This is a genomic window from Mangrovimonas sp. DI 80 (assembly GCF_001975575.1).
In the GTDB taxonomy this organism is placed as follows: Bacteria; Bacteroidota; Bacteroidia; order Flavobacteriales; family Flavobacteriaceae; genus Mangrovimonas_A; species Mangrovimonas_A xylaniphaga.
Genome location: NZ_MSDT01000002.1, coordinates 56,681 through 79,214, shown reverse-complemented (window position 1 = coordinate 79,214; position 22,534 = coordinate 56,681). Strand labels below are relative to the sequence as shown.

Annotated in this window: 19 protein-coding genes; 11 read left to right on the top strand and 8 right to left on the bottom strand. The window is 38.9% G+C overall.

Annotated elements, in window-relative coordinates:
• Nucleotides 1-94: 94 nt before the first annotated feature.
• From BKM32_RS00990 to purH, 7 genes are all read right to left on the bottom strand, one after another.
• Entirely contained in the window at nucleotides 95-706 is a 612-nt protein-coding gene (locus tag BKM32_RS00990; protein ID WP_076662170.1) for a hypothetical protein, read from the bottom strand.
• Nucleotides 707-856: 150 nt separating this feature from the next.
• The gene (rodA, locus tag BKM32_RS00985) at nucleotides 857-2,134 is read right to left on the bottom strand and encodes a rod shape-determining protein RodA (RefSeq protein WP_076662169.1); all 1,278 of its coding nucleotides are present in this window, start codon (nucleotides 2,132-2,134) and stop codon (nucleotides 857-859) included.
• Nucleotides 2,135-2,176: 42 nt separating this feature from the next.
• On the bottom strand, nucleotides 2,177-4,078 hold the full coding sequence (gene mrdA / locus BKM32_RS00980) for a penicillin-binding protein 2 (protein WP_076662168.1): 1,902 nt from the start codon (nucleotides 4,076-4,078) through the stop codon (nucleotides 2,177-2,179).
• Entirely contained in the window at nucleotides 4,075-4,581 is a 507-nt protein-coding gene (locus tag BKM32_RS00975) for a rod shape-determining protein MreD (RefSeq protein ID WP_076662167.1), read from the bottom strand. The genes mrdA and BKM32_RS00975 overlap by 4 nt, the downstream gene beginning before the upstream one ends.
• Complete coding sequence (mreC, locus tag BKM32_RS00970) at nucleotides 4,574-5,401, bottom strand: rod shape-determining protein MreC (RefSeq protein ID WP_076662166.1); 828 nt, start codon at nucleotides 5,399-5,401, stop codon at nucleotides 4,574-4,576. Before mreC ends, BKM32_RS00975 begins: the two co-directional genes overlap by 8 nt.
• Before the next feature lie 10 nt (nucleotides 5,402-5,411).
• On the bottom strand, nucleotides 5,412-6,440 hold the full coding sequence (locus BKM32_RS00965; protein ID WP_053975958.1) for a rod shape-determining protein: 1,029 nt from the start codon (nucleotides 6,438-6,440) through the stop codon (nucleotides 5,412-5,414).
• Nucleotides 6,441-6,631: 191 nt separating this feature from the next.
• The gene (gene purH, locus BKM32_RS00960) at nucleotides 6,632-8,164 is read right to left on the bottom strand and encodes a bifunctional phosphoribosylaminoimidazolecarboxamide formyltransferase/IMP cyclohydrolase (protein ID WP_053977045.1); all 1,533 of its coding nucleotides are present in this window, start codon (nucleotides 8,162-8,164) and stop codon (nucleotides 6,632-6,634) included.
• A gap of 212 nt (nucleotides 8,165-8,376) precedes the next feature.
• Here purH and BKM32_RS00955 point away from each other — a divergent pair, with 212 nt between their 5' ends.
• The gene (locus BKM32_RS00955; protein ID WP_076662165.1) at nucleotides 8,377-9,627 is read left to right on the top strand and encodes an ABC transporter permease; all 1,251 of its coding nucleotides are present in this window, start codon (nucleotides 8,377-8,379) and stop codon (nucleotides 9,625-9,627) included.
• 8 nt (nucleotides 9,628-9,635) lie between these two features.
• On the opposite strand, the gene BKM32_RS00950 is transcribed toward BKM32_RS00955, so the two are convergent.
• The gene (locus tag BKM32_RS00950; RefSeq protein ID WP_076662164.1) at nucleotides 9,636-10,091 is read right to left on the bottom strand and encodes a GAF domain-containing protein; all 456 of its coding nucleotides are present in this window, start codon (nucleotides 10,089-10,091) and stop codon (nucleotides 9,636-9,638) included.
• 90 nt (nucleotides 10,092-10,181) lie between these two features.
• On the opposite strand from BKM32_RS00950, the gene xrtF reads away from it, so the two are divergent.
• The 10 genes from xrtF (at nucleotide 10,182) to BKM32_RS00900 (ending at nucleotide 22,524) form a co-directional block, all read left to right on the top strand.
• On the top strand, nucleotides 10,182-10,742 hold the full coding sequence (xrtF, locus tag BKM32_RS00945) for an exosortase family protein XrtF (RefSeq protein WP_076662163.1): 561 nt from the start codon (nucleotides 10,182-10,184) through the stop codon (nucleotides 10,740-10,742).
• On the top strand, nucleotides 10,726-11,154 hold the full coding sequence (locus BKM32_RS00940) for an exosortase F system-associated protein (RefSeq protein WP_076662162.1): 429 nt from the start codon (nucleotides 10,726-10,728) through the stop codon (nucleotides 11,152-11,154). The genes xrtF and BKM32_RS00940 overlap by 17 nt, the downstream gene beginning before the upstream one ends.
• A gap of 57 nt (nucleotides 11,155-11,211) precedes the next feature.
• The gene (locus tag BKM32_RS00935) at nucleotides 11,212-11,625 is read left to right on the top strand and encodes a hypothetical protein (protein WP_253187368.1); all 414 of its coding nucleotides are present in this window, start codon (nucleotides 11,212-11,214) and stop codon (nucleotides 11,623-11,625) included.
• 82 nt (nucleotides 11,626-11,707) lie between these two features.
• A complete protein-coding gene (locus BKM32_RS00930) occupies nucleotides 11,708-13,942 on the top strand; it encodes a TonB-dependent receptor (RefSeq protein ID WP_076662161.1) in 2,235 nt (744 codons plus the stop codon).
• A 27-nt stretch (nucleotides 13,943-13,969) separates the two neighbouring features.
• Nucleotides 13,970-14,323, top strand: coding sequence for a heavy-metal-associated domain-containing protein (locus BKM32_RS00925; protein ID WP_076662160.1), 354 nt, complete (start codon nucleotides 13,970-13,972; stop codon nucleotides 14,321-14,323).
• Between the two features lie 204 nt (nucleotides 14,324-14,527).
• Nucleotides 14,528-16,018, top strand: a complete 1,491-nt coding sequence (locus BKM32_RS00920) for a sodium:solute symporter (protein ID WP_076662159.1) — start codon at nucleotides 14,528-14,530, stop codon at nucleotides 16,016-16,018.
• Nucleotides 16,015-17,514 carry a class I adenylate-forming enzyme family protein gene (locus BKM32_RS00915; RefSeq protein ID WP_076662158.1) on the top strand — a complete coding sequence of 500 codons (1,500 nt, stop codon included), beginning with the start codon at nucleotides 16,015-16,017 and terminating at the stop codon, nucleotides 17,512-17,514. The genes BKM32_RS00920 and BKM32_RS00915 overlap by 4 nt, the downstream gene beginning before the upstream one ends.
• A 2-nt stretch (nucleotides 17,515-17,516) precedes the next feature.
• Nucleotides 17,517-18,461: an alpha/beta fold hydrolase gene (locus BKM32_RS00910; protein ID WP_083702055.1), complete on the top strand. Its 945-nt coding sequence runs from the start codon at nucleotides 17,517-17,519 to the stop codon at nucleotides 18,459-18,461.
• A 3-nt stretch (nucleotides 18,462-18,464) separates the two neighbouring features.
• On the top strand, nucleotides 18,465-19,889 hold the full coding sequence (locus tag BKM32_RS00905; RefSeq protein WP_076662157.1) for a hypothetical protein: 1,425 nt from the start codon (nucleotides 18,465-18,467) through the stop codon (nucleotides 19,887-19,889).
• 148 nt (nucleotides 19,890-20,037) lie between these two features.
• Nucleotides 20,038-22,524 (top strand): TonB-dependent receptor, encoded by a 2,487-nt coding sequence (locus tag BKM32_RS00900; RefSeq protein ID WP_076663006.1) that lies wholly within the window; start codon nucleotides 20,038-20,040, stop codon nucleotides 22,522-22,524.
• The last annotated feature ends 10 nt before the right edge of the window (nucleotides 22,525-22,534 follow it).

Below are 22,534 nucleotides of genomic sequence, written 5' to 3'. Positions count from 1 at the left end.
AAAGAGCAGTCAAAAAGATCTTTTGAAGGCAAAAAGGGTTATTGTTGGATAAAATTGTGAGGGTCATGGATTCTTGAATTTGTTTGTTGGTAGCTTATGTCGTTTTTGAGGCTTTAATGGAAGAAAGTAATTGGGTTAAATCAGGGCACTTTCCAAAATCATGTAAGGCATTCATAGCTTGTTTCATGGTAATGGGGTAGTACTCGCAATTGGATTTCAATACATATTTAATTTGACCAGCATCCATTTTTGGGGCGTCTGGCAAATAAAGAGTAAGGTAAGAATGATGGGTGTCATCGGTTATAAAACCAATGGTGAAATTGGAGTCTTCCTTCAGTAAAATAGCTTTCCATAGACTTGAATTTTTTAATTTTTTCTCATCCAAAAGGCGGTATTTGAGCATTTGGAAAGCTGGGAAATGGAAGAATAGCCGTTGCTCGGTTTTGGGGTTCCATTGAGTTAGGAATCCTCTCTGGAGCAACAGACCCACTCCTGCACAAATTAAAAAAAGCAACACAAGGCTCATCAAGGTCACCGAAGCTGTTCCAAACACCGAATGCAGATCAAAAATATTGGAAAGGGCTTTTGCTAAGGGCAAAATTAGTTTTAGGGCCTTTCCAAATAACATAATCAGGATAAGGGTAGGAACCATAAAAAATAAACCTCCAATAAAGATGCTTTGTGAAGATTTTTTTATAAATGACATAGTGTTGATTCTTAAGGTGATACATAAATGTACGAAAAAGATTTAAGAACCCTAAAGAATTGTATGTCAGTAATTACGACGTAAAAATGGAAGTTGTCAGTTTATTTCACAGACTACTTGTATTTATTGGGATTGAAGCACTTATAAAATTTACCACTCATTGATTTTGTTGGAGTCCAATTTTATAAAAATGAACAGTAAAATAGTGAAACCCCAAAGCCCAGAGCCCCCATAACTGAAAAAGGGAAGCGGGATACCCACAGTGGGGATGAGCCCCATAACCATTCCTGTGTTAATGGTAAAATGGACAAATAAAATAGAAGCCACACAATAGCCATAAACTCTACTAAATTGACTCTTTTGCGATTCGGCGAGGTAGAGTATTCTTAAGATAAGGGCAACAAAAAGGACGACTACCATAGTGGTGCCTGCGAATCCCCATTCTTCACCAACGGTGCTAAAAATGTAATCGGTGTGTTGCTCTGGAACAAATTTACCAGTAGTACGGGTGCCTTGTAAATAGCCCTTTCCTGTTAAGCCTCCAGAACTGATGGCTTTTTCAGATTCGTTGAGGTTGTAGAGAATGGTCCGTTTCATTTGTTCCAATTTGTCTGGGTCTTTTTCCAAACGTAACCATAGACTAATACGGTCCTTTTGATGGGGTTTTAGAACATGGTCATAAAAATTCCGTACAGCAAAAGAGAAGCCAATGCAAAGCGCCAAAATGGTCAAAGGCATTAATATAGAGGCTTGTTTCTTTCGCTTATAAAAATAGAGTCCCAAAATAATAAGCGCCGAGAATAGGGAGGTGGGCAGTACTCCAAATTTTAAGGATAGCACTGATAGTAGCATGATGATGACACCAATAATCAAATAAATTTGTTGAATCCCTTCTCTGTAAAATACAAAAAAGAACGAGGCGTAGACAATGGTGCTTCCCGCATCATTTTGTAAAAGGATCAATAATGCTGGTATAAAAATAATGGCAATGGTTTTTAATTGGTCCTTAAGAAATTTCAAGTTAGTCTGTAGGTCACTAATGTGCTTCGCTACGGCAAGCGAAGTTGCGAATTTTGCGAACTCACTTGGCTGTAAGGTCATCCCGCCAATCCCATACCAAGAGGTGGCGCCATTAACATTTTTTCCAAAGACAAATAGACCTGCCAAGGAAATGAGGGATACCAAATAAATGACACTGGCAAAACGTTCATAAAACTTGGCTTCTATAGAAAGGATGATTACAATGAGGACCAAGGTCATCATGATAAACATAAGTTGTTTACCATAGGGCTGGTCCATGTCAAAGTAATTGGTGATGTCTCCCATATGCGAAGCAGACATGATATTGAGCCACCCAAAGCCAACCAAAATCAAAAAAAGTATGATCGTTATCCAATCGAAACGTAATCCTATATTCTCTCTATGCATGCTTTATGGGTTCCATGTTGGGGGTATGGTGATGTCGTTGTTTTAATCAGGGTTGTCGCGATAGTTCTCGATAACCTGAAGGGTGGTATGCCCGTTTATTTGGAAAGGTTTTCCAGAATAAGGTTTGCTATATTCGTTTTCCAAACTGTGTGTTAAAATCCAATTTTCCATATCGGTTCGGGAAATAGTGCCTTTTAAATATTTTTCAATCATAAGACTGGCAATACGTCCGGCAAAACGACTTCCCCAATAACCATTTTCTACAAATACAGCGATGGCAATTTTTGGATCGTCTTTTGGGGCAAAAGCCACGAATATGGAATGGTCTGTCAACTGGGTTTTAACCCCATCTATTTTGGTGAAATTCTCAGCGGTACCCGTTTTTCCGCAAATCTCTATTCCAGGAACCTGTAAAGTCTGGGCTGTTCCTTTATTGTAAACGTCAAACATACCTTGAATGACAGGTTCAAAATGTACTTTGTCGATTGTGGTATTATGACGTGTAAGATATTTACTGTCTATAGTATCGTTTTCAATCTTTTTAATGATATGCGGGGTGTAAAAATACCCGCGATTCCCTATGGCTGCAGCCATATTGGCCAATTGAATTGGAGTAGTCAATACTTCTCCTTGGCCAATGGCATTGGATAGGGTGAAGGTGGTGTACCATCTATTTTTGCCATAAGCACGGTCATAGGTGGAGGCATCTGGAATTTTACCTGGCTGACCAATACGTAGGTCATATCCTAGGTAATCTCCTAATCCAAAACTTTTAACATGGTTACTCCAAACATCCATGCCTTGGGCTGGAGTTTCATATTTGTCCATAATGCGTCTGTACACATTGGCAAAATAGGAATTACAGGATTTGTAAATCCCGATGTCCATATCGGAAATACCAGAGTGGCCGTGACAGCCCATTTTTCTATTCCCATAGCTATAGCCATGGTTACACGTAAATCTATCTCTAGGAGTTACCACGCCTTCTTGAAGGCCGATAAGCGCATTTATGACTTTAAATGGAGACCCCGGTGGATACATGGCTTGGAGTCCGCGATCATATAAGGGTTTCGCTAAAGTGTCTAGGTAAAGCTTAGTAAAGTTTTTGGAACGGTTACGCCCCACTAAAAGGTTGGGGTTATAGGTTGGAGAAGAAATCATAGTTAAGATTTCGCCACTGCTAGGTTCAATGGCAATAATCCCACCTCGTTTGTGCTTCATTAGCAATTCCCCATATTCCTGCAGTTTGGAATCGATGGTAATGGTGATATCCTTTCCCGGTTGGGGTAAGGTGTCGTAGATCCCATCTTTATAGGGGCCGATGTTTCGGTTGAAACGGTCTTTTTGTATAAACTTAATGCCTTTTACGCCTCGTAATTCTTCTTCGTAAGAAATTTCAACCCCTTGTTTTCCAATAAGGTCACCCATTTTATAGTAAGGTTGTTTTGCGATTATAGCATTGTTCACTTCCCCAATATCTCCCAATACATTGGCTCCAATGGAAGTTTGGTAATCTCTAAGAGAACGTTTTTGGATGTAAAAGCCCTCAAACTTGCGCATTTTTTCCTGAAGAATAGCGTAATCCTTTTTGGAGAGCTGAGGAACAAACACCGAAGGAAGCCTTGGCGAATAGTGATAGGCCTTGTCATAAAGGCGGGTAAAATCTTCCTTTGTAATTTTTAAAAGTTCACAAAATTCTAGGGTGTCCAAAGGCTCCACTTCACGCGGAATAACCATGACGTCATAAGATGGCTGGTTGGCAACCAATAAAATGCCGTTTCGGTCGTACACATAACCTCGTTTGGGGTAGTCGTATACCTTTCTAATGGCATTGTCTTCAAAGAGGTTGTAGGCAGTTTGGTTATAGATCTGTAAGTAAAACAACCGGGCAATAAAGATAATTCCAACAAGGAGCACCGTTGAAAAAAGTAATAATTTTCTCATCTACGTTTTCTGCTAAATAATACCGTAATCAATAGGCTTAGTATTATAGTAAAAATACTTGAGAATAACGTCTTTTGAAGGACTAAAATTATTTTTGAAATGTTAAAAACTTCCAAAGAAAACATCATAAAATGATGGATTACGGTACCAATGGAAAAATAGACCAAGCGTCGTCCAAATTCTGTCTGACTGAATTTGATACTTTGGTGCTCGTAAATCATCCCAAATGAGAACTTTAGGATCGCTGGCCTGATAAACGCTAAGGTAACACACGCAGCTGCATGGATGCCTCCGGAATCCGAAAAAATATCTACCAATAGCCCTAATAGAAAACTTAAGAAAATGATAAGTGATCTATTGGCTCTTACCGGGAATAGTAGGATAAATAAGATATAGGGATACGGATTGATGTATTCCAAAAAGTTAACATGATTAAGCACCAATACCTGCACCAATAGTAAGGAGACAAACTGGATGATTATATTTACATTACTGTTATTCATCTACCGATTGTTCCAAGGTTTTAATTTCTTCTGCATCGGTATTCTCGATGATATATACATGACCAATGTTAGTCATGTCGTTGAAAAGTTTAACATCTATGGTATAGGTGTCGCCACTTATATCCGTGGTAAAGGAATCTATGGTTCCAATAGGGACGCCTTTCGGGAAAATAGTAGACTGTCCTCCTGTAATGATGGTATCGCCAACCGCTACAGGGGCAAACTTGGAGATGTCTGTGAGTTGTACCAATTCATAGGATTTGGTATTCCATACCAAAGACCCAATGTGATTGGAGTTCTTAAGTTGGGCGTTGATTTTACTCTTGGTATTCAATATGGAAAGTACCGTAGCATATTTATTGGAGGTATTTTCAATAATCCCCACAATACCTTGTGAGGTAACCACCCCAAAATCTTGTTTCACGCCATCACGCTCTCCTCTGTTGAGCATTAGGTAATTTTTGGTAGCTGAATAACTGTTTTTATAAACTTTTGCCGGAATAAACAGAAATACCCCTCCGTAAAAGGAAGTGTCCTTTTGGAACTCTTGAGTGGTATCGGCAATTTGTGAATTGTATAGTAAGGTTTTTAATCTTACGTTTTCTTCCACCAATTGTTCGTTTTCAGTCTTTAGGTTAAAATACTGTCCAATACCATGGGCGCGTTTATAAATGCCGCCAGTGAAGAAGTTGGCGGAGCTAATAAATTTACTTTTATGGTAGGAGTGGGACTGAATTGTTAAAGCAAGCGAGATACCAAATAAGAGCAAAAACAAAAGCACGATTTTGTTGCGTATAACAAAGTTGATGATTTGCTGCATCTAGTATTCCTTATTTTATCAATACACTTTTAAATCTAGGTAGGTTTTTAAGTGTAATTCCTGTTCCTCTTACAACGGCACGCAATGGGTCTTCGGCGATGTAAACCGGTAAATCTGTTTTAAGTGATAAACGTTTATCCAATCCTCGTAGCATACTTCCTCCACCTGCTAAATAGATACCGGTGTTGTAAATATCGGCTGCCAATTCTGGTGGGGTTTGGGAAAGGGTTTCCATTACGGAATCCTCAATTCTCAAGATGGATTTATCTAAGGCCTTAGCAATTTCTCTAAATGAAATTTGTACCTGTTTTGGTTTTCCTGTTAACAAATCACGGCCTTGAACGCTCATGTCGTCTGGTGGTAATTCCAAATCCTCGGTAGCAGCACCAATCTGGATTTTTATTTTTTCGGCAGTACGCTCTCCAACGTAAAGGTTGTGTTGCGTCCGCATGTAATAAATGATGTCGTTGGTAAATACGTCACCCGCAACTTTTACCGATTTATCGCATACAATTCCTCCCAAAGCAATCACCGCAATTTCCGTGGTTCCTCCACCTATATCCACAATCATGTTTCCTTTAGGTTGCATGATGTCAATACCAATACCAATGGCAGCAGCCATAGGCTCATGGATCAAATAGACTTCTTTTCCATTTACACGTTCACAGGATTCCTTAACCGCACGCATTTCTACTTCGGTAATCCCAGAAGGGATACAAACGACCATGCGTAGGGCTGGAGAAAACAGCTTCTTTTTAAGCGCAGGAATGTTCTTAATAAACATACTTATCATCTGCTCAGAGGCATCAAAATCGGCAATTACCCCATCTTTTAGTGGGCGAATGGTTTTGATGTTTTCGTGTGTTTTACCTTGCATCATGTTGGCTTCTTTTCCAACGGCAATGATTTTTCCAGATACACGGTCTCTGGCAACTATGGATGGGCTGTCTACAACAACTTTATCGTTATGTATGATGAGTGTGTTTGCTGTTCCTAGGTCTATAGCTATTTCTTCAGTAAGGAAATCAAAAAATCCCATGTGCTATTTTGTAATTATTTGGGTTTATATCTATCTGCTTTTTCACATTGTTGTAAATGTAATAAAACTTGCTAAATATACAGCCTTTAATTGGTATTCTAATTATATGTAAAATAAAAGGCACTCATATGGTACGGAGACCTACAGGAGTGCCAGTTTTTATGATAAATTTCCACAAAGTGGACGCTTTATTAGTGCTTAAAGTGACGTGTTCCTGTAAATACCATGGCCAAACCATGCTCGTTGCAGTAGTCTATGCTCAATTGGTCTTTGATGGAACCTCCTGGTTGAATTACGGCTGTAATTCCTGCGTTGTCTGCAATCTCTACACAGTCTGGGAATGGGAAAAATGCATCACTTGCCATTACTGCTCCTTTCAAATCGAAATTGAAAGATTGTGCTTTGTGAATGGCTTGGTTTAGTGCATCTACACGACTAGTTTGTCCCGTTCCGCTAGCACACAATTGCTTGTTTTTTGTCAATACGATTGTGTTGGATTTGGTGTGCTTACAAATTTTGGAAGCAAAGATCAAATCGTCTAATTCGGCATCGGTTGGTGCTTTATCAGTTTTGGTTTCAGTACCCTCTTTAGTGTCGGATACATTGTTGCGGTCTTGCACCAAAACACCGTTAAGACAAGTTCTAACGTGAGTTTGGGCCAATTCAGCATCATTCTGTACTAACAGGATACGGTTCTTTTTACCTTTTAAAAGTTCTTCAGCTTCCGCAGTAAAACCTGGAGCGATTACTACTTCACAGAACAATTGGTGAATTTCTTCGGCAGTAGCCAAGTCAATTTCTTTATTGGCAATCAAAACACCACCAAAAGCAGAAACTGGATCTCCAGCCAAGGCATCTACATAAGCTTGGTGAAGGGTGTCGCGTTGTGCCAAACCACAAGCGTTGTTATGTTTTAAAATGGCGAAAGTTGGCGCGTCATTTTTAAATTCATCCATTAAGTTAACGGCAGCGTCAACATCCAAAAGGTTGTTGTAGCTTAATTCTTTTCCGTTAAGTTGGGTGAACATGGCGTCGAAATCACCGTAGAAGAATCCTTTTTGGTGAGGGTTTTCTCCGTAACGCAACACTTTACCTTTTGTTTCGCTTACTTTAAGGGCTGGGATTTCAAGTTCTTGGTTGAAGTAGTTGAAAATGGCAGAATCGTAGTGGGAAGATACGTTGAAAGCTTTGGCTGCAAAACGGATGCGGTCAGCTTCAGAAGTTTCTCCTTTTTTGGTTTGTAACAATTCCAAGAATTCAGCATAGTCTTCAACAGAAGATACACAAACTACATCGGCGTAATTTTTGGCTGCAGCACGGATCAAGGAAATTCCTCCGATATCAATTTTTTCGATGATATCTTGGTGTGCGGCTCCAGACGCTACAGTTTTTTCAAAAGGATACAGATCAACAATTACTAAATCGATTTGAGGGATGTTGAACTCAGCTAGCTCGGTTACATCGCTCTCGTTGTTCTGACGGTTCAAAATACCACCAAATACTTTAGGGTGTAAAGTTTTTACACGTCCTCCCAAAATAGATGGGTAAGAGGTCACATCTTCAACAGGGACAACATCTATCCCAAGGTCTTTAATGAAAGTTTCAGTGCCTCCAGTAGAATAAATGGTTACGTTTTGGGCGTGAAGCTCTCTCACGATTGGTTCCAAACCTTCCTTGCTAAAAACGGAGATTAATGCCGATTTAATAGTTTTGTCAGTATTCATTTTGTTCTTGTTTAGTTTCCTTTTCTTACGGAAATGACAGTTATTTTTGTAGGCTTCCATCCCAATTGAAAGCCTCATTTTTTTTAAAGTGCAAAAATACACATTCTTAAAGAAATTGCCACCTATTTGTGGAGGGTTTATTTTAGTTTTTTTGTAACACAAATACGTTAAAAACGTCCTATCTTTAAATCAGTAAAAAATCATCTCTATAAATGCTGCTTTACCTAAGGTTATTAAAAGAAAGTTTTGGATTTGCCTTAAATGCCCTTCGTAACAATAAACTCCGTACTGCCCTGTCTTTGTTGGGAGTTACCATTGGTATTTTTTCAATCATTGCCATTTTGGCTGCGGTGGATTCTTTAGATCAAAAAATCCAGGAAGACCTGTCGGGGTTGGATAAAAATACCATGTACATTACCAAATTTTCATTTGGGCCAACTGATGTGCCAAGGTGGCAACGCGAAAGATATCCGCAAACGGGCTATGATGACTATGAATTTATAAGAAGAAATGTTCCGGAAATAGCGGCCTGTGCTTTTGTGATTTTTGGAGGTAATGAAACCATACGGTATGAAGGGGAGACGGTTTCTGGCGTAAATATTACACCGGTTACCAACGAGATTTATGATATTGAGAATTTAACCTTGGACAAAGGTCGTTTTTATACCGAATCCGAATCGGTTACAGGGTCGCCGGTAATTGTATTGGGCTATAACTTGGCAGAGAGTTTATTTGGAACCATAAATCCTATCGGGAAACAAATTCGTGCTTATGGACGAAAATTGACTGTGATAGGGGTGCTGAAAAAGTTTGGAAACAATTTTGGGGATTCCCCGGATGAAAAGGCATGGGTGCCGGTAAATTTTGTGAGACGCTTTCAAACCGGAGGTGTCGATGGTGTTCCGGGAGCGGTTATTGTAAAGCCGGAAAAAGGGATAGATTTGGGTGCTTTTGAACAGGTACTAAAACAAAAGTTTAGAAATTATAGAGGTTTAAAGGCAGATCAGCCCGATGACTTTTTTGTCAATAAATTGTCTGGGATGACCAATATGATCGATAATATTCTGGGAACCATGAATGTTATGGGCTGGATCATTAGTGGTTTTTCTCTTTTGGTTGGTGGCTTTGGGATTGCCAATATTATGTTTGTAAGTGTGAAGGAGCGCACGCACCTTATCGGGATTCAAAAATCACTGGGCGCCAAAAACCGATTTATCCTGTTACAGTTTTTATTTGAAGCTGTTATTTTGGCTGTGTTTGGTGGTTTGGTGGGCTTGGTTCTGGTGTGGATAACCTCAATTATTGCCTCTCAATTTACTGGAGATTTTAAGTTTATTCTATCGATTCCAAATATGATGTTAGGCTTCTCACTTTCTACAGCAATTGGCTTGATATCTGGAGTGATACCGGCTATTTCTGCATCAAAATTAAATCCGGTGGAAGCTATTAGAACTGGAATGTAGTTTTCTTTCTAGGAAAGAATTTTGGAAATCTGAGCGCATACGTACTCCAAAAAGCGTTCGTCTGCTTCGGTAAATGGATCGGGTGTGTTGGAGTCGATATCTATCTGTCCAATATTCTCACCATTTACAAAAATAGGAATCACAATTTCGGCCTTCACCGTAATGCTGCAGGCAATATAATTGTCCTGTGCTGAAACATCTGGAACCACAAAGTTTTGATTGCTCACGGCTACTTGTCCGCAAATCCCTTTTCCAAAGGGGATAATCGTGTGGTCTGTTGGTGCTCCAACATAAGGCCCTAATTTCAACTCTTCCTTATCTCCGTTTCTGAAATAGAATCCAACCCAGTTGTAGTATTCAACATTGGCTTCCAAAAGGGTGCAGATAGCCAATAGTTTTTCGTCTACACTTGAAGATCCTTGGATAATGCTGTCTACTTGGGGGATAAGCTGGTGGAAATTCATATTGTTTAAAAGTTTTTGTAAAAGTATTTAAAAGCGGTTATACCAAAACTTCAATTTGTATAAATTTAACAATTCAATTTTTAGGGATTAGTGAAGGAATTATTGCTGAAATACAAAGACGTTGTCAAGTTTATTGTGACCTTTTTAGTGGTGTACGCGGTGTTGGTAATTGGATATAGGATGTATTTGCAATTCAGTACAGGTGATAGCTATTACCCAGATTATATCACCAATTTGGTAGCAAGACAAAGTAGGGAGGTGGTTGAAAATTTTGGTTACGATGCCAAAATTGAGCCCCATCCAGATGAGCCCTCCATGAAAATGATTGTCAATGATGTGTTCTTGGCGCGAATCGTTGAAGGGTGCAATGCTATAAGTGTTATCATTTTGTTTGTGTCATTTATAGTGGCGTTTGCAGGACGGTTAAAACCTACCATTATTTACTTGTTGGTGGGGAGTATCTTGATTTATGCCGTGAACGTTATAAGGATTGCCCTTTTGGAGGTGGGCCTATATCATTATCCCGAAAGTCAGGAAGTGTTGCATTCGGTGGTGTTTCCTTTAATTATTTACGGGATGTTGTTTTTGTTGTGGATTATATGGGTGAATCGCGTGTCAGTTTCAAAAAAGGAAAATGAAGAAAGTAACTAAATACATTCTGATTGTTATTTTGATAGGACTTTTGGTCTTGATTCGTTTTTTTGAAAATGAACTCTTCTATGATCCCTATCTGTTGTTTTTCAAAAACGATTACCTATATATGGACAACCCTAGACAGGAAGTTTTTAAACTGACCCTGTCTACAACCTTGCGTTATGTGTTGAATAGCATTATTTCTTTGGGAATTCTTTTTGTAACATTTAAGGATTGGAGCATTGTAAAGTTTTCAGCCCTTATGTATGCTATTGCCTATGTCATTTTAATTGGCTTATTCCTATATTTTGTTTTGTCTCCAAAGCAGTCACAATATTATCTGTTCTTTAATATTAGAAGGTTTTTAATTCAGCCAATAGGCTTGTTGTTGCTGTTGCCGGCGTTTTATTACCAGCGATTGAGACGATAAATGTTAAGTCTATTGTAAAGTGAAGTATCTCTGTACTATTTTTAATACATTTGTGCTGTGAAAAAGAAGCAGGTACATAAAGTGTTTTCTGTAGCAATGGCCATTTTGGTGTTGTTGTCAACCATTTCCTTAACGGTTGTAAAGCATTATTGTGGCGATAATCTTATTGATGTAGCTGTGTTTACCGAGGTTGAAAAATGTGGAATGGAAATGAAAGACCATACTCAGACTTCGGTAGAAAAAAAGTCTTGCTGTAAGGATGAAGTAGAAGTGGTGCAAGGACAGGACAATCTAAATACTTCCGATTTTGATAAACTCGATTTTGGGCAAAAGGTCTTTTTGTCCAGTTTCGTTTATAGTTACATACATCTGTTTCAAGGGGAAACCAAGGCGAATGTTCCCCATGAATATTACACTCCCCCAAGCTTGATTGCAGACATACAGGTGCTCAATCAGGTATTTGTCATTTGATTTTGGATTACTAGCGCAATAGCGCATGGAATTTAGTTTTTTAATGCTTCATCTTGAGGCAACATAATCAATTGATATCATCATGAAATACCTTATATATATATTGATGTTTCCGGTATTTGCTTTTTCTCAACAAGAGATTAAAGGAATGGTCATGGAAGCAAATAATGAAAATAAACATATCCCTTTGGCGGGTGCCAATGTGTACTGGCTTAACACCTCTGTAGGAGCTGTTACGGATATTGATGGAGCCTTTACGGTGCCCTATGAAAAAAGTTATACCCAATTAGTGATAAGCTATGTTGGGTATAAAACAGATACCTTAACTATTACCGAACCAAAAATGATTCATCATTGGCTGCAGCCTACAAGTGAATTGGATCAGGTAACGGTGACGTCTAGAAAGCAGGCAACTTCAAAATCTTACTTACAAGCTCAAAATACCATGGTGGTGAGCAGCGATGAATTGCTGAAAGCGGCCTGTTGTAACCTCTCCGAAAGTTTTGAAACCAATCCCTCCATCGACGTGAATTTTGCCGATGCCATTTCGGGAACACGTCAAATTAAAATGTTGGGATTAACCAGTCCGTATATTTTAATTGCAATGGAAAATATTCCAACGGTAAGAGGGGCATCCCAAGCCTATGGCTTGAGTTTTACGCCGGGGACTTGGGTGGAAAGTATTCAAATCACGAAAGGCGCAGGAAGTGTAGTGAATGGCTATGAAAGTATTGCAGGTCAAATCAATGCCGAATTGCAAAAGCCTACTAAAGATGACAAACTATTTGTAAACCTATATGGCGCCAGTAGTGAGCGTGTGGAGTTGAATACACATTTCAATACGAATCTTAGCGATAAGTGGAGCACAGGTTTGTATCTACATGGGAATAGCCATAACAAAAAGCACGATGTCAATAACGATGGATTTTTGGATATGCCTTTGTATAAGCAGATCAATGTCATGAACCGTTGGCAGTATACCGATGCCGAAAAGGGGATTGTGAGCTTTTTTAACTTTAGATATTTAGATGACCAGAAACAAACTGGTCAATTGGACTTTGATCCAGAAACCGATAAGTTGACTACCAATGCCTGGGGGAGTGAGATAGATACAAGACGGTTTGACTTTTCGGGGAAGTTGGGCTATGTAAATCCAGAATTGCCTTGGCAAAGTTTAGGTTTGCAATTTGCGGTGAGCAATCATCAGCAAGATTCTTATTTCGGAACTCGGGTTTATGATATTGAGCAAAGCAGCATTTATTCCAACCTTATTTATAATTCCATCATAGGGGATTCACGACATAAAATAAAGACGGGAGTAAGCTTTACGTATGATCATTTTGATGAATTGGTAGAGGCTACAAATTATGCGAGAATCGATAATTCGGTTGGGGCTTTTTTTGAATACAATTTTGACAATCTTGAAAAGCTGAACCTTACTGCGGGTTTGCGTGTAGATCAACACAATCGCTTGGGCTTTTTTGTGACGCCTAGAGTGCATGTTCGCTATACGCCTTGGGAAAAATCGGCGTTTAGAGCTTCTTTTGGAAGGGGGAAACGTTCGGCTAATATTTTTGCAGAGAACCAAAGTCTTTTTGCCTCCTCCCGACAAATCCAAATCCTTAATTCAGAAGGGCATATTTATGGTTTGGATCCTGAAATTGCCTGGAATTATGGGGTGTCTTATCTCCAAGGATTTAATTTGTTTGGTAGGAAAGCAGATGTGACGTTGGACTTTTACCGCACCGATTTCCAAAATCAGGTAGTGGTAGATTTTGAAAATCCACAGATGGTGACTTTCAGTAATTTGGAAGGAGATAGTTATGCCAATAGTTTTCAAGCTGAATTGAACTATAATTTGTTTGAGCATACAGATGTGCGCTTTGCCTATAAATATTATGATGTAAAGACCCAATATCAAACTGGTAAAAAAGAGAAACCGTTAACTCCAAAACACCGTTTGTTTGCAAATGCCAGTTATGAAACCCACATGAAAGACAATGGAGGGCAATGGAAATTTGATGCGACCTATAATTGGTTGGGAGAACAACGATTTGCTTCAACAAGTAGTAATCCAGTTACTTATCAATTATCCGATTACACGCCTACCGTGGGTACCTTGAATGCTCAAGTGACAAAAGTGTTTTCTCCAAAATTTGAAGTATATTTAGGAGGTGAAAATATCACTAATGTAAGACAGGATAATCCTATCTTGGCGGCCGATGATCCATTTGGGCCTTATTTTGATTCAACTTATGTGTATGGTCCAATTTTTGGAAGTATGTATTATGCTGGGTTGCGTTTTAGAATTCAATAATTAAAGAAAAAAATAACTTGTAGAAAGATGAAAAAACTAATAATGGGCCTAATGTTTTTGGTGGGAATTACTGCCATAGGCCAAAATAAAAATGCAAAAGCTTCTTTAGAGGTAGATGGTGTTTGTATGATGTGTAAGGAGCGAATTGAAAAGGCGTGCATACAAACGAAAGGGGTGAAATCCGCAGTGTGGAATGTTGATACCCATGAGCTAAAGCTGATTTACGATGAGCGTAAAACCAATTTGGATAGCATCCAAAAAAATATCGTGGCCGTAGGACATGATACTAAAGAGATGACAGCAACAGAGGAAGCTTATAATAGTGTGCATGCTTGTTGTAGATATCGTGATCAAGATGTTAAAGAAGATCATCAAAACTAGAAAGCGTTAATGTTTAAATATGGAAAAGCGCAGTAATTAATTACTGCGCTTTTTTTATAGTCGCACATTGATAAGTTGCTGTTATTATGGGTGAATTTGTTGTTTTGTTAATAATTTTTGTAAAAGTCGTAGCGCTCGCATTGGGATATTGTGATTGCCTTCAGGGATTATTTTTTTTATTTGTGAAAACCTTAAATGTAACTTATGGTAGCAACCGATGATTGGGTAACCTATATGTGGATTCTTTTGGCATGTTATGCTTTTGTAATCCTTTTTTTTGTAATCCGTGGCGCTAAAAAAGCAAATAGCATAGCCGATTATGCGGTTGGAAATATAGGTTTCTCCCCTTGGGTGGTAGGTTTGTCCTTGGCGGCTTCCATGACCAGTGCGGCAACCTTTATAATTAATCCGGGTTTTATCGCCTTGTATGGGGTTTCAGGGGTCATTTCGTTTGCGGTTGTCATGCCGATTGCCATTTTTGGTTCTTTGATCATGTTTACCAAAGGTTTTGCTAAACATGGCAACGTGGTAAAGGCAACCACCATGGCACAATGGATAGGAAGACGTTATGAAAGTAAAAACTATGCGTTCTTTTTTGCGGTTACCGCCATGCTGCTCATAACTTTTATCGTGCTAATTAATGTAGGGGTGACTCAGGTAATTTCAAAATCTTTGAATGTAGAGCCTTTTTATGTGCTTTTGGGGATTACGGTGTTTGTGTTTGGGTATATGATGTTTGGAGGGGCCAATTCCATGGTGTATACCAATACCATTCAGGCGGTCATCATGTTTGTTGTAGCTATCATATTGATAACTTCAGGTCGTGAATATTTTGAAGGGGGAGTTTCCGGAATACTGAAAGAGCTTTCCAATATAGATCCTAATCTGTCTAAGGCCACAAACAGCCAAAGTTTTTTATTTCGCGATTATTTCGAAATCGTTGTAGTTCAAATTGTAATTGGAATAGCTATTGTGTGTCAGCCTCATATCATAACAAAATCGTTGTTGTTGAAAGACCAAACCAAAGTGAATTCGTATCTGTTTAGTGCCATTGCTGTCATGGTTGTGTTTTTTATGGTGGTAGTGGTTGGTTTGTATGCGCGCTTAACCTTTCCGGAGTTGACAGTGATGGGAAAAACCTTAAAAATGGACGAGATCATTCCAACTTATGTGGTGACCAAATTTTCGGTAGGAGTGGGTATGGTAATTGTAGTGGGGCTGATCTCGGCAGGATTGTCAACTTTAGAGAGTTTGATTCAGTCACTTTCCATAACGGTGACCTCCGATATATTGGAACCTATTTTTAAGGGCAAGGTCACTAACAATTCGTTTATGATCAATAAAATTGTAATATTGATATTAGCCTGTGTAAGTTTTGTGTTGAGTTGGCAGCAAATCAAGTCTCCCAACGTGAGTGTTGCCATATTCGCGCAAAACGGGGTGTATGCCTATTTTGCGGCGGCCTTTGTGCCTGTGCTTTTTGGAATTTTCTTAAAAGAAGTGCCAGTGAGTGCCGTGTTTATTGCTAGTATCACGGCTATTGTAGTGCATTTTGGAATCTATTATGGACGTTTAACGCCATATATGCAGGAGCCTGTAAATAACCCTGGGGTATCGGCTGCAATAGCTATTGTGGTGTCCTTGATAGTGGGATATGTTTTATATAAGTTGAATAGAAAACCTGTTTTGGTATGAATGTATTGGACTGGATAGCAAAATGGGCTGATTATACGCCTTATAAAGTGGCATTGACTTCGTATGCCTCCAATGAAAAGTATACCTATAAAGATGTGCATATTTATGCCAATAGGTTGATTGAGAAATTTCATGAGGCCGGGTATCGGGAAGGAGATAGAATTGCGGTGATTGCGGAGCATAATGTAGCTTACATTGTGTTGTTTGTGGCGTGTCAGCGAATGGGGCTAATTCTAGTGCCACTTAATTATAGGATGGCATCCAGGGAATTGGATAAACTGGTAAAGGATTGCAATCCAAGAATTTTGATTTTTAGTGAAACATTGCGTTCTCAGTTAAACGAACTCACTTTGGAAGGCATTGAAACCGTGAACATGGAACGTGTCATCGAGGCCTATAAAGCAGAGGTTTCTGTTGCTGAACGGGATTACGATATTAAAGAAGACAATCCGTTGTTTATCTTTTACACATCAGGTACAACCGGGTTGCCAAAGGGGGTCATCTATACCAATAAAATGTTGTTCTGGAACAGCTTAAATACCTCCATGCAATTGGGGATTACCTATAGGGATTCTACAATCAATACCTTACCGCCCTATCATACTTCTGGATGGAATGTGTTTATTACACCGCTCTTGCATAAAGGTGGCCACATTGGAATGATGGAAAAATTTGACGCCCAAAAAGCACTCTGTTTATTGGAGCTAGAAAAAACAACCTTGTTCATGGCGTTACCCACAATGCTGTTAATGATGCAAAAAACGGAAGTTTTCAAGCGCGTAAATTTAAAGAAGTTGCGATATATCATTTCTGGAGGTGAAAAGGTAAATGCAGAATTGGTGTCCTTTTGGAAAAAGGAAAAGGATATCTATATCCGCCCTGGCTATGGCTTAACAGAAGCAGGGCCGAGCATTACATCGCTGCATCATGATATGGCTCTTTTAAAGCCGAATTCCATTGGGAAATCAAATTTCTATTTGGATTTAAAAATCGTGAATGAAAATGATGAGCCGTTAGGTGTTGGTGAAATTGGGGAATTGTGTATTAAGGGGGATATTGTTACTCCTGGATATTGGAACAATTCCGTGGTGACCAAGAGTAAGATTGTTGATGGTTGGTTGCATACGGGAGATTTGGCTTTAAAGGATGAGGAAGGCTTTCTGTATCTAAAAGGACGCATAGACGATATGTATATTTCGGGAGGGGAAAATATCTATCCCCAGGAAATTGAACTGTTGTTGGAAAATTATACGGGAGTTACCAAAGCTTCAGTTTTCAGTGTCAAATGTGAACGTTGGGGAGCCTGTGGAATCGCTTTTGTGGAAAGTAAGGATAAGGCAGTGACCAGTGAAGTGCTTCGGGAGTACTTAAAAGGAAATATAGCCGATTTTAAGCAGCCTAAATACATCTTTGTTTTGGACGAAATCCCGCTTACCAGTTTAAGTAAGGTGTCTCGTAAAAAGCTCAACAAGTATTTTAATACCTTAAAATTATAGTGATGAAATCGTTCCTTTTTTTGTCTGTTTTTTGTCTATTGTCTATGGTAGGAATTTCTCAAAACAAAGCGCTTAGTATGAAAGAGCTGCTTTCAGAATATGAATATAAAACGCATTACGTCACTTTGGATAGTTTGGAAGTGGCTTATGTAAAGGAGGGCAATCATGAACAAACGTTGTTGTTTGTGCATGGGTTGAGCAGTAATGCCGATGCTTGGTCTAAAAATATTCAGGAGCTTAAAGATAAGTACACTTGCATTGGGTTGGATTTGCCTGGATTTGGGAAATCTTCCATTGTTGAAACCCAATATACCTCTACGTTTTTTGCGGAAGTGGTACATCAATTTATCCTTAAACTGAAGCTTGAAAATGTAATTTTGGTCGGGCATTCCATGGGAGGTCAGGCCAGTGTAAAATTAGCGGTAAATCATCCTGAAGCTATTTCAAAACTAGTACTTGTGGCGCCGGCGGGAATTGAACGTTTTTCTGAAGCGGAGGCCAATCTTATGAAAGGTGCAATGACCGAAGCGGTGGTAAAAGGAGCCACCGATGCTCAAATAGAAAGAAACTATGCGCTCAACTTTTTTCAGCAACCAAAAGAGGTGGATAAAATGATAGTGGATAGAAAGCGTATTAGGGATGCGGCCGATTTTGATATGCACTGCAAAGCCATTGTAAGCAGTGTTTGGGGGATGTTGGATGATCCTGTGTTTGAGGACTTGAAAAGGATAGAGCAACCCGTGTTGGTTATTTTTGGCAATAACGATAAATTGATTCCAAATGGCTATCTTCATCCTCAATTAACCACACAAGCTGTAGCGCAAACGGCCCAAGAGGAACTGAAACAAGCTGAGGTGAAAATGATAAATGACAGTGGGCATTTTGTGCAATTTGAAAAGCCAATGGAAGTCAACGCTTTTATTTCGCAGTTTGTAGAGACGCCCTAAAGAATGAAGGTTAAACTTAAGAAGTTTACAGAATTTAGTAAAAGTATCTTGCCCAACGAAGCCAAATATTTGGCTTCGTTAAGTCATCAAATTCAGGATGACGAAAAAATGCAAATCCTTACCCGAATTATCGACAATGCTGTTTTAGAAACCGGTTTTGTAGATTTCGATGTTACTATTGACAAGCGAAAGTATACCTATATAAAAAATTGGGTAGACAAAAAGCTGGAGGCTATAGATGTCGATAAAAACATTGTGTGGTTGCTTCGGTTGCGCCAATTGATTCTTACCGATGCCATAAGTTATGAGGACGAAAAAGAGTTTCTGCATTTCCTGCATCATTATAAGCATATCGATTATTACTTTCAGAATTTATTTGAATTGGTAAAGGAGTATCAGTCCTACCTTCTTATTAGGATGCGATACCGAGACCATAAAATAGTGGCCGATTTTCTGCAGGCCTACAGGGAGCATTATGAAAGGGCGATTCAAATCCATGAGAAACTTTATAATGCCACCGAGGAAATCACCAGTCAATACACCTTAAATAATAAAGAAACCAAATATTGGGAAGATTGGTTATTGGAAGTGTTTAGGTCTAACACTGTTGATGGGAAAAATAGGTATCAGGCTTTTGTATTGCTTACTTTTATGTACACCAATTACAATGAAAAGTTAAAGTTAAGATCCTTGTTTGATGAAATAGATGTGTTTTTTAGTCAGGGTGAAATGTATTCCCGTCGTTTACTTTCCAATTACTACGCCAATAGGGTGCTGATGCATTCCAAAGACAATGAGCTTCAGAAGGCTGAATATTACGGGTTTTTATCTATTCGTCAGTATAATGACGATACCCTAATGTATCTCAATAACCTTGTAGCTATTACGTTGAGGAGTAAGAAAACTCAACTTGCTTTTTCTTTGCTGGAAGAGTACAAGCCATTGTTTGATACCACTCATAACAACCACCAGAAAAACAGTTATGTGTCCTATAAAGTTAGGGTGTTGACAGATCTTCATAAATACCATGAAGCAGAAACTTTGGCTAGGCTGTTTTTAAAACATAATAAAACGGAAGTGTTCAACCATAGATGGCACCATTTCTTCACGTCCTATATTAATGTGTTGGTTATTCAGGAGAAGTATGCAGAGGTTTTAAAGCTGACCAAGAAATTCAATTTGAAGGAACGGGAAATTGAACGTAAACGGAAGAGCAATTACGTGCCTAATATTTCGTGGAGTATTTCCTTGTCTCGTTATATGGAGGGAGAGATTAATTCCAGTAAGTTATTGGAGGAAATTAAGGAGCCAATTCAAGGAATTGAAGCGACAGATAACCAAAAATTGTTGATGACCCAAGTCATCGATAAGCTATCAAATAACCTTCCTGAAGCTTTTTTATACCTAAAGTCACACATGCAATTGTAATGAGTGTTTTCATTTAAAAATATATGTTTTGTTTGTTTTGATGAGAGTTGATGCTTAAAAGTCGCAGCAAAATGCTAAAAATCCAGATAGGCCATTAAATTATTTTCATGATAGATTGCGGTAATCTAATTAACTATTTATGAAAACAATGAAGAAATTTTTTGCACTTATTACTTTGTTACTTTCTTTTTATGCTTCTGCCCAGGATTCTGGAAGTATTAAAGGATTGACTCTTGATGAGAACAATGTGCCAGTTTCTGGTGCAACGGTTCATATTGAAAGTTTGAACAAAGGGGTGGTTTCCGGCTTTGATGGAGCATACATTATAGAAAATGTTCCAGCTGGCACTTACAATGTTGTATTCTCTTATTTGGGATACGAAACAATTACCAAATCAGTCTCGGTAGAGGCGGGACAAACGGTTGAGGTTAATGTAGTTTTGGCGGAGTCCACTAGTATGCTTTCGCAAGTGGTGGTGACGGCCAACAAAAAGCCTCAAAAAATGACAGATGTGCCGGCAACGGTTAACGTGATAACTTCCAAAGACATTAAGGAACATGTAGGTTTTAATGTTGGGGAATTGGCTGCTCGTGAAAAAGGGGTTGATTTTGTGAGAACCGGGGTTTTGGGGACAGGAATCAACATTAGAGGATTTAACTCTGCCTTTAATTCTAAAAACCTTCAGGTAACGGATGATAGATTATCCACTTTGATTGCTACTGGTTTGCCATTAGGAACATTCGCTACGGTAACTACAGATGATATCGAGCAAGTTGAAATTTTGTTAGGACCAAACGGAACACTTTATGGACCTAATGCCCACAATGGTCTGATTAGTACTAGAACTAAAAATCCATTTACTTCAGAAGGGACAACATTGGCCTTGGGAGGTGGGAACCAAAATGTATTCACAGCCCGTGCTCGTCATGCGCAAGTGGTTAGTGATAAATTTGCTTTCAAGTTTCATTTTGAAAGATCTCAAGGAGAGGATTTTGAATATGTGGATAGTGTGTATGTGGGAACTACTGCCTACAAGGAATTGGAATTGGATAGGAGATTTGATACTCAAAAGTATGGAGCAGGTTTGTATTTCAGACCTACGTCTAGTTCAGAGCTTATTGGGTATTATGGTCACAGTAACAACAATAATTTAGCGGTTACAAACGCTGGAAGGAACCAAATTAAGGATTGGAGCATTGACGTGGCTCAGTTAAAATATATTTCCAAGCATTTCTTTGCCAACGTAAACTATACTTGGAGTAATACTGACGATACTTATGCTATTAACCAAAGAACACAAAACTATGTGTCCTTCATAAATAATGGTTTTTCGGAAGAAGAGGCTTTGGCAAGATCATATACGGAGCAATGGTTTCCAACAGGGCCGGATACTGGTATTGTATTGCCAAGAGGTGCTGTGTTTAAGGATGCTTCCCAACGTTTCAATTCGGAATTGCAATACAACAATAGCTGGGGGAATTTTGATTTAACTGTTGGTGCCCAGTACCAATTGGATATGGCCGATTCTAAAGGGACATATCTTTTGGATGAAGGTGGAATTGACATTGGCCAAACGGGTTTCTATGCGCAAACGGAATATAGCATTCCAAGTTCAGGATGGGGATTCCTTCTTGGAGCCAGATTGGATAAGCATGATTTGTATGGTTCCAATTTTATTCCAAAGGCAGCTATTACCAAGGCGCTTGGAGAAGGACAACTTAGGGTGACTTATGGAAAAGGAATCGCTGTGCCGTCTATTTTGAACTTAAAAGGAAACCTTTTTGGAGGTTTGGTATTAGGGAACGGAGAAGGGTTTACCTTGTCTGATGGAAACAAAGTGTCTCCTTTGGATGTAGAGTCTATCAATACATATGAAATAGGGTACAAAGGAAAAATAGCCAATAAATTATTTATTGATGCCAATGCATATTACAACCAATCTGAAAACTTCATCAGTCCACTAAGAGTGATTACGGATGCTGCCAATGGTGTTGTGGTAACGCATGTGGGTGATAAGCCAATCGATGAGGTCGTGCCTGGATCTAATGGTGCTGTAGTTTTAACCTATCAAAACTTTGGTAAAGTAGATACTTATGGATTTGATGTTGGTTTAAATTATTACTTCTCAGATGCGTTTAGAGCAACGCTTAATTATTCTTATTTCGGAAGGGATTTAGATAAAAACGATCCTGCCAATGATGGAAATTTGGATGGGCAAGTATTGGAAACTGAATTGCCTGTGAACACGCCGGCAAACAAGTTGGCTCTAGGATTGCATTATTCTAAAAACAAATTCTATGGATCCATTTTTGGAAGATGGGTACAGGATTACGACTTCTTCTCAGGGATCTATACGGCAGCCGAAACTCAAGATTTGAATGGGGATGGAGTTGATGATGTTATTGAGAACGCTAGAAATGGAAGATCCTGGAACTATGGTCCTCTTGGAGGATTTACAGTAGATGCTAATGTAGGGTATTATATAACAGATGAGCTTTCTGTTGGGGCAAGTGTTACCAACTTGTTCAATGCTGAGGTTCGTGAGTTCGTGGCCTCTCCTGTAATAGAGACTTTATTCTCTGTCGAGTTGAAATATCAAGTGAATTTCTTTAAGAAAAAATCGGCTATTAACTAATTCACTGCAA

Coding starts and splice junctions, on each gene's coding strand:
- BKM32_RS00990 (WP_076662170.1), bottom strand. CDS start 706: ATGTCATTTATAAAAAAATCTTCACAAAGCATCTTTATTGGAGGTTTA.
- rodA (WP_076662169.1), bottom strand. CDS start 2,134: ATGCATAGAGAGAATATAGGATTACGTTTCGATTGGATAACGATCATA.
- mrdA (WP_076662168.1), bottom strand. CDS start 4,078: ATGAGAAAATTATTACTTTTTTCAACGGTGCTCCTTGTTGGAATTATC.
- BKM32_RS00975 (WP_076662167.1), bottom strand. CDS start 4,581: ATGAATAACAGTAATGTAAATATAATCATCCAGTTTGTCTCCTTACTA.
- mreC (WP_076662166.1), bottom strand. CDS start 5,401: ATGCAGCAAATCATCAACTTTGTTATACGCAACAAAATCGTGCTTTTG.
- BKM32_RS00965 (WP_053975958.1), bottom strand. CDS start 6,440: ATGGGATTTTTTGATTTCCTTACTGAAGAAATAGCTATAGACCTAGGA.
- purH (WP_053977045.1), bottom strand. CDS start 8,164: ATGAATACTGACAAAACTATTAAATCGGCATTAATCTCCGTTTTTAGC.
- BKM32_RS00955 (WP_076662165.1), top strand. CDS start 8,377: ATGCTGCTTTACCTAAGGTTATTAAAAGAAAGTTTTGGATTTGCCTTA.
- BKM32_RS00950 (WP_076662164.1), bottom strand. CDS start 10,091: ATGAATTTCCACCAGCTTATCCCCCAAGTAGACAGCATTATCCAAGGA.
- BKM32_RS00940 (WP_076662162.1), top strand. CDS start 10,726: ATGAAGAAAGTAACTAAATACATTCTGATTGTTATTTTGATAGGACTT.
- BKM32_RS00930 (WP_076662161.1), top strand. CDS start 11,708: ATGAAATACCTTATATATATATTGATGTTTCCGGTATTTGCTTTTTCT.
- BKM32_RS00925 (WP_076662160.1), top strand. CDS start 13,970: ATGAAAAAACTAATAATGGGCCTAATGTTTTTGGTGGGAATTACTGCC.
- BKM32_RS00920 (WP_076662159.1), top strand. CDS start 14,528: ATGGTAGCAACCGATGATTGGGTAACCTATATGTGGATTCTTTTGGCA.
- BKM32_RS00915 (WP_076662158.1), top strand. CDS start 16,015: ATGAATGTATTGGACTGGATAGCAAAATGGGCTGATTATACGCCTTAT.
- BKM32_RS00910 (WP_083702055.1), top strand. CDS start 17,517: ATGAAATCGTTCCTTTTTTTGTCTGTTTTTTGTCTATTGTCTATGGTA.
- BKM32_RS00905 (WP_076662157.1), top strand. CDS start 18,465: ATGAAGGTTAAACTTAAGAAGTTTACAGAATTTAGTAAAAGTATCTTG.
- BKM32_RS00900 (WP_076663006.1), top strand. CDS start 20,038: ATGAAGAAATTTTTTGCACTTATTACTTTGTTACTTTCTTTTTATGCT.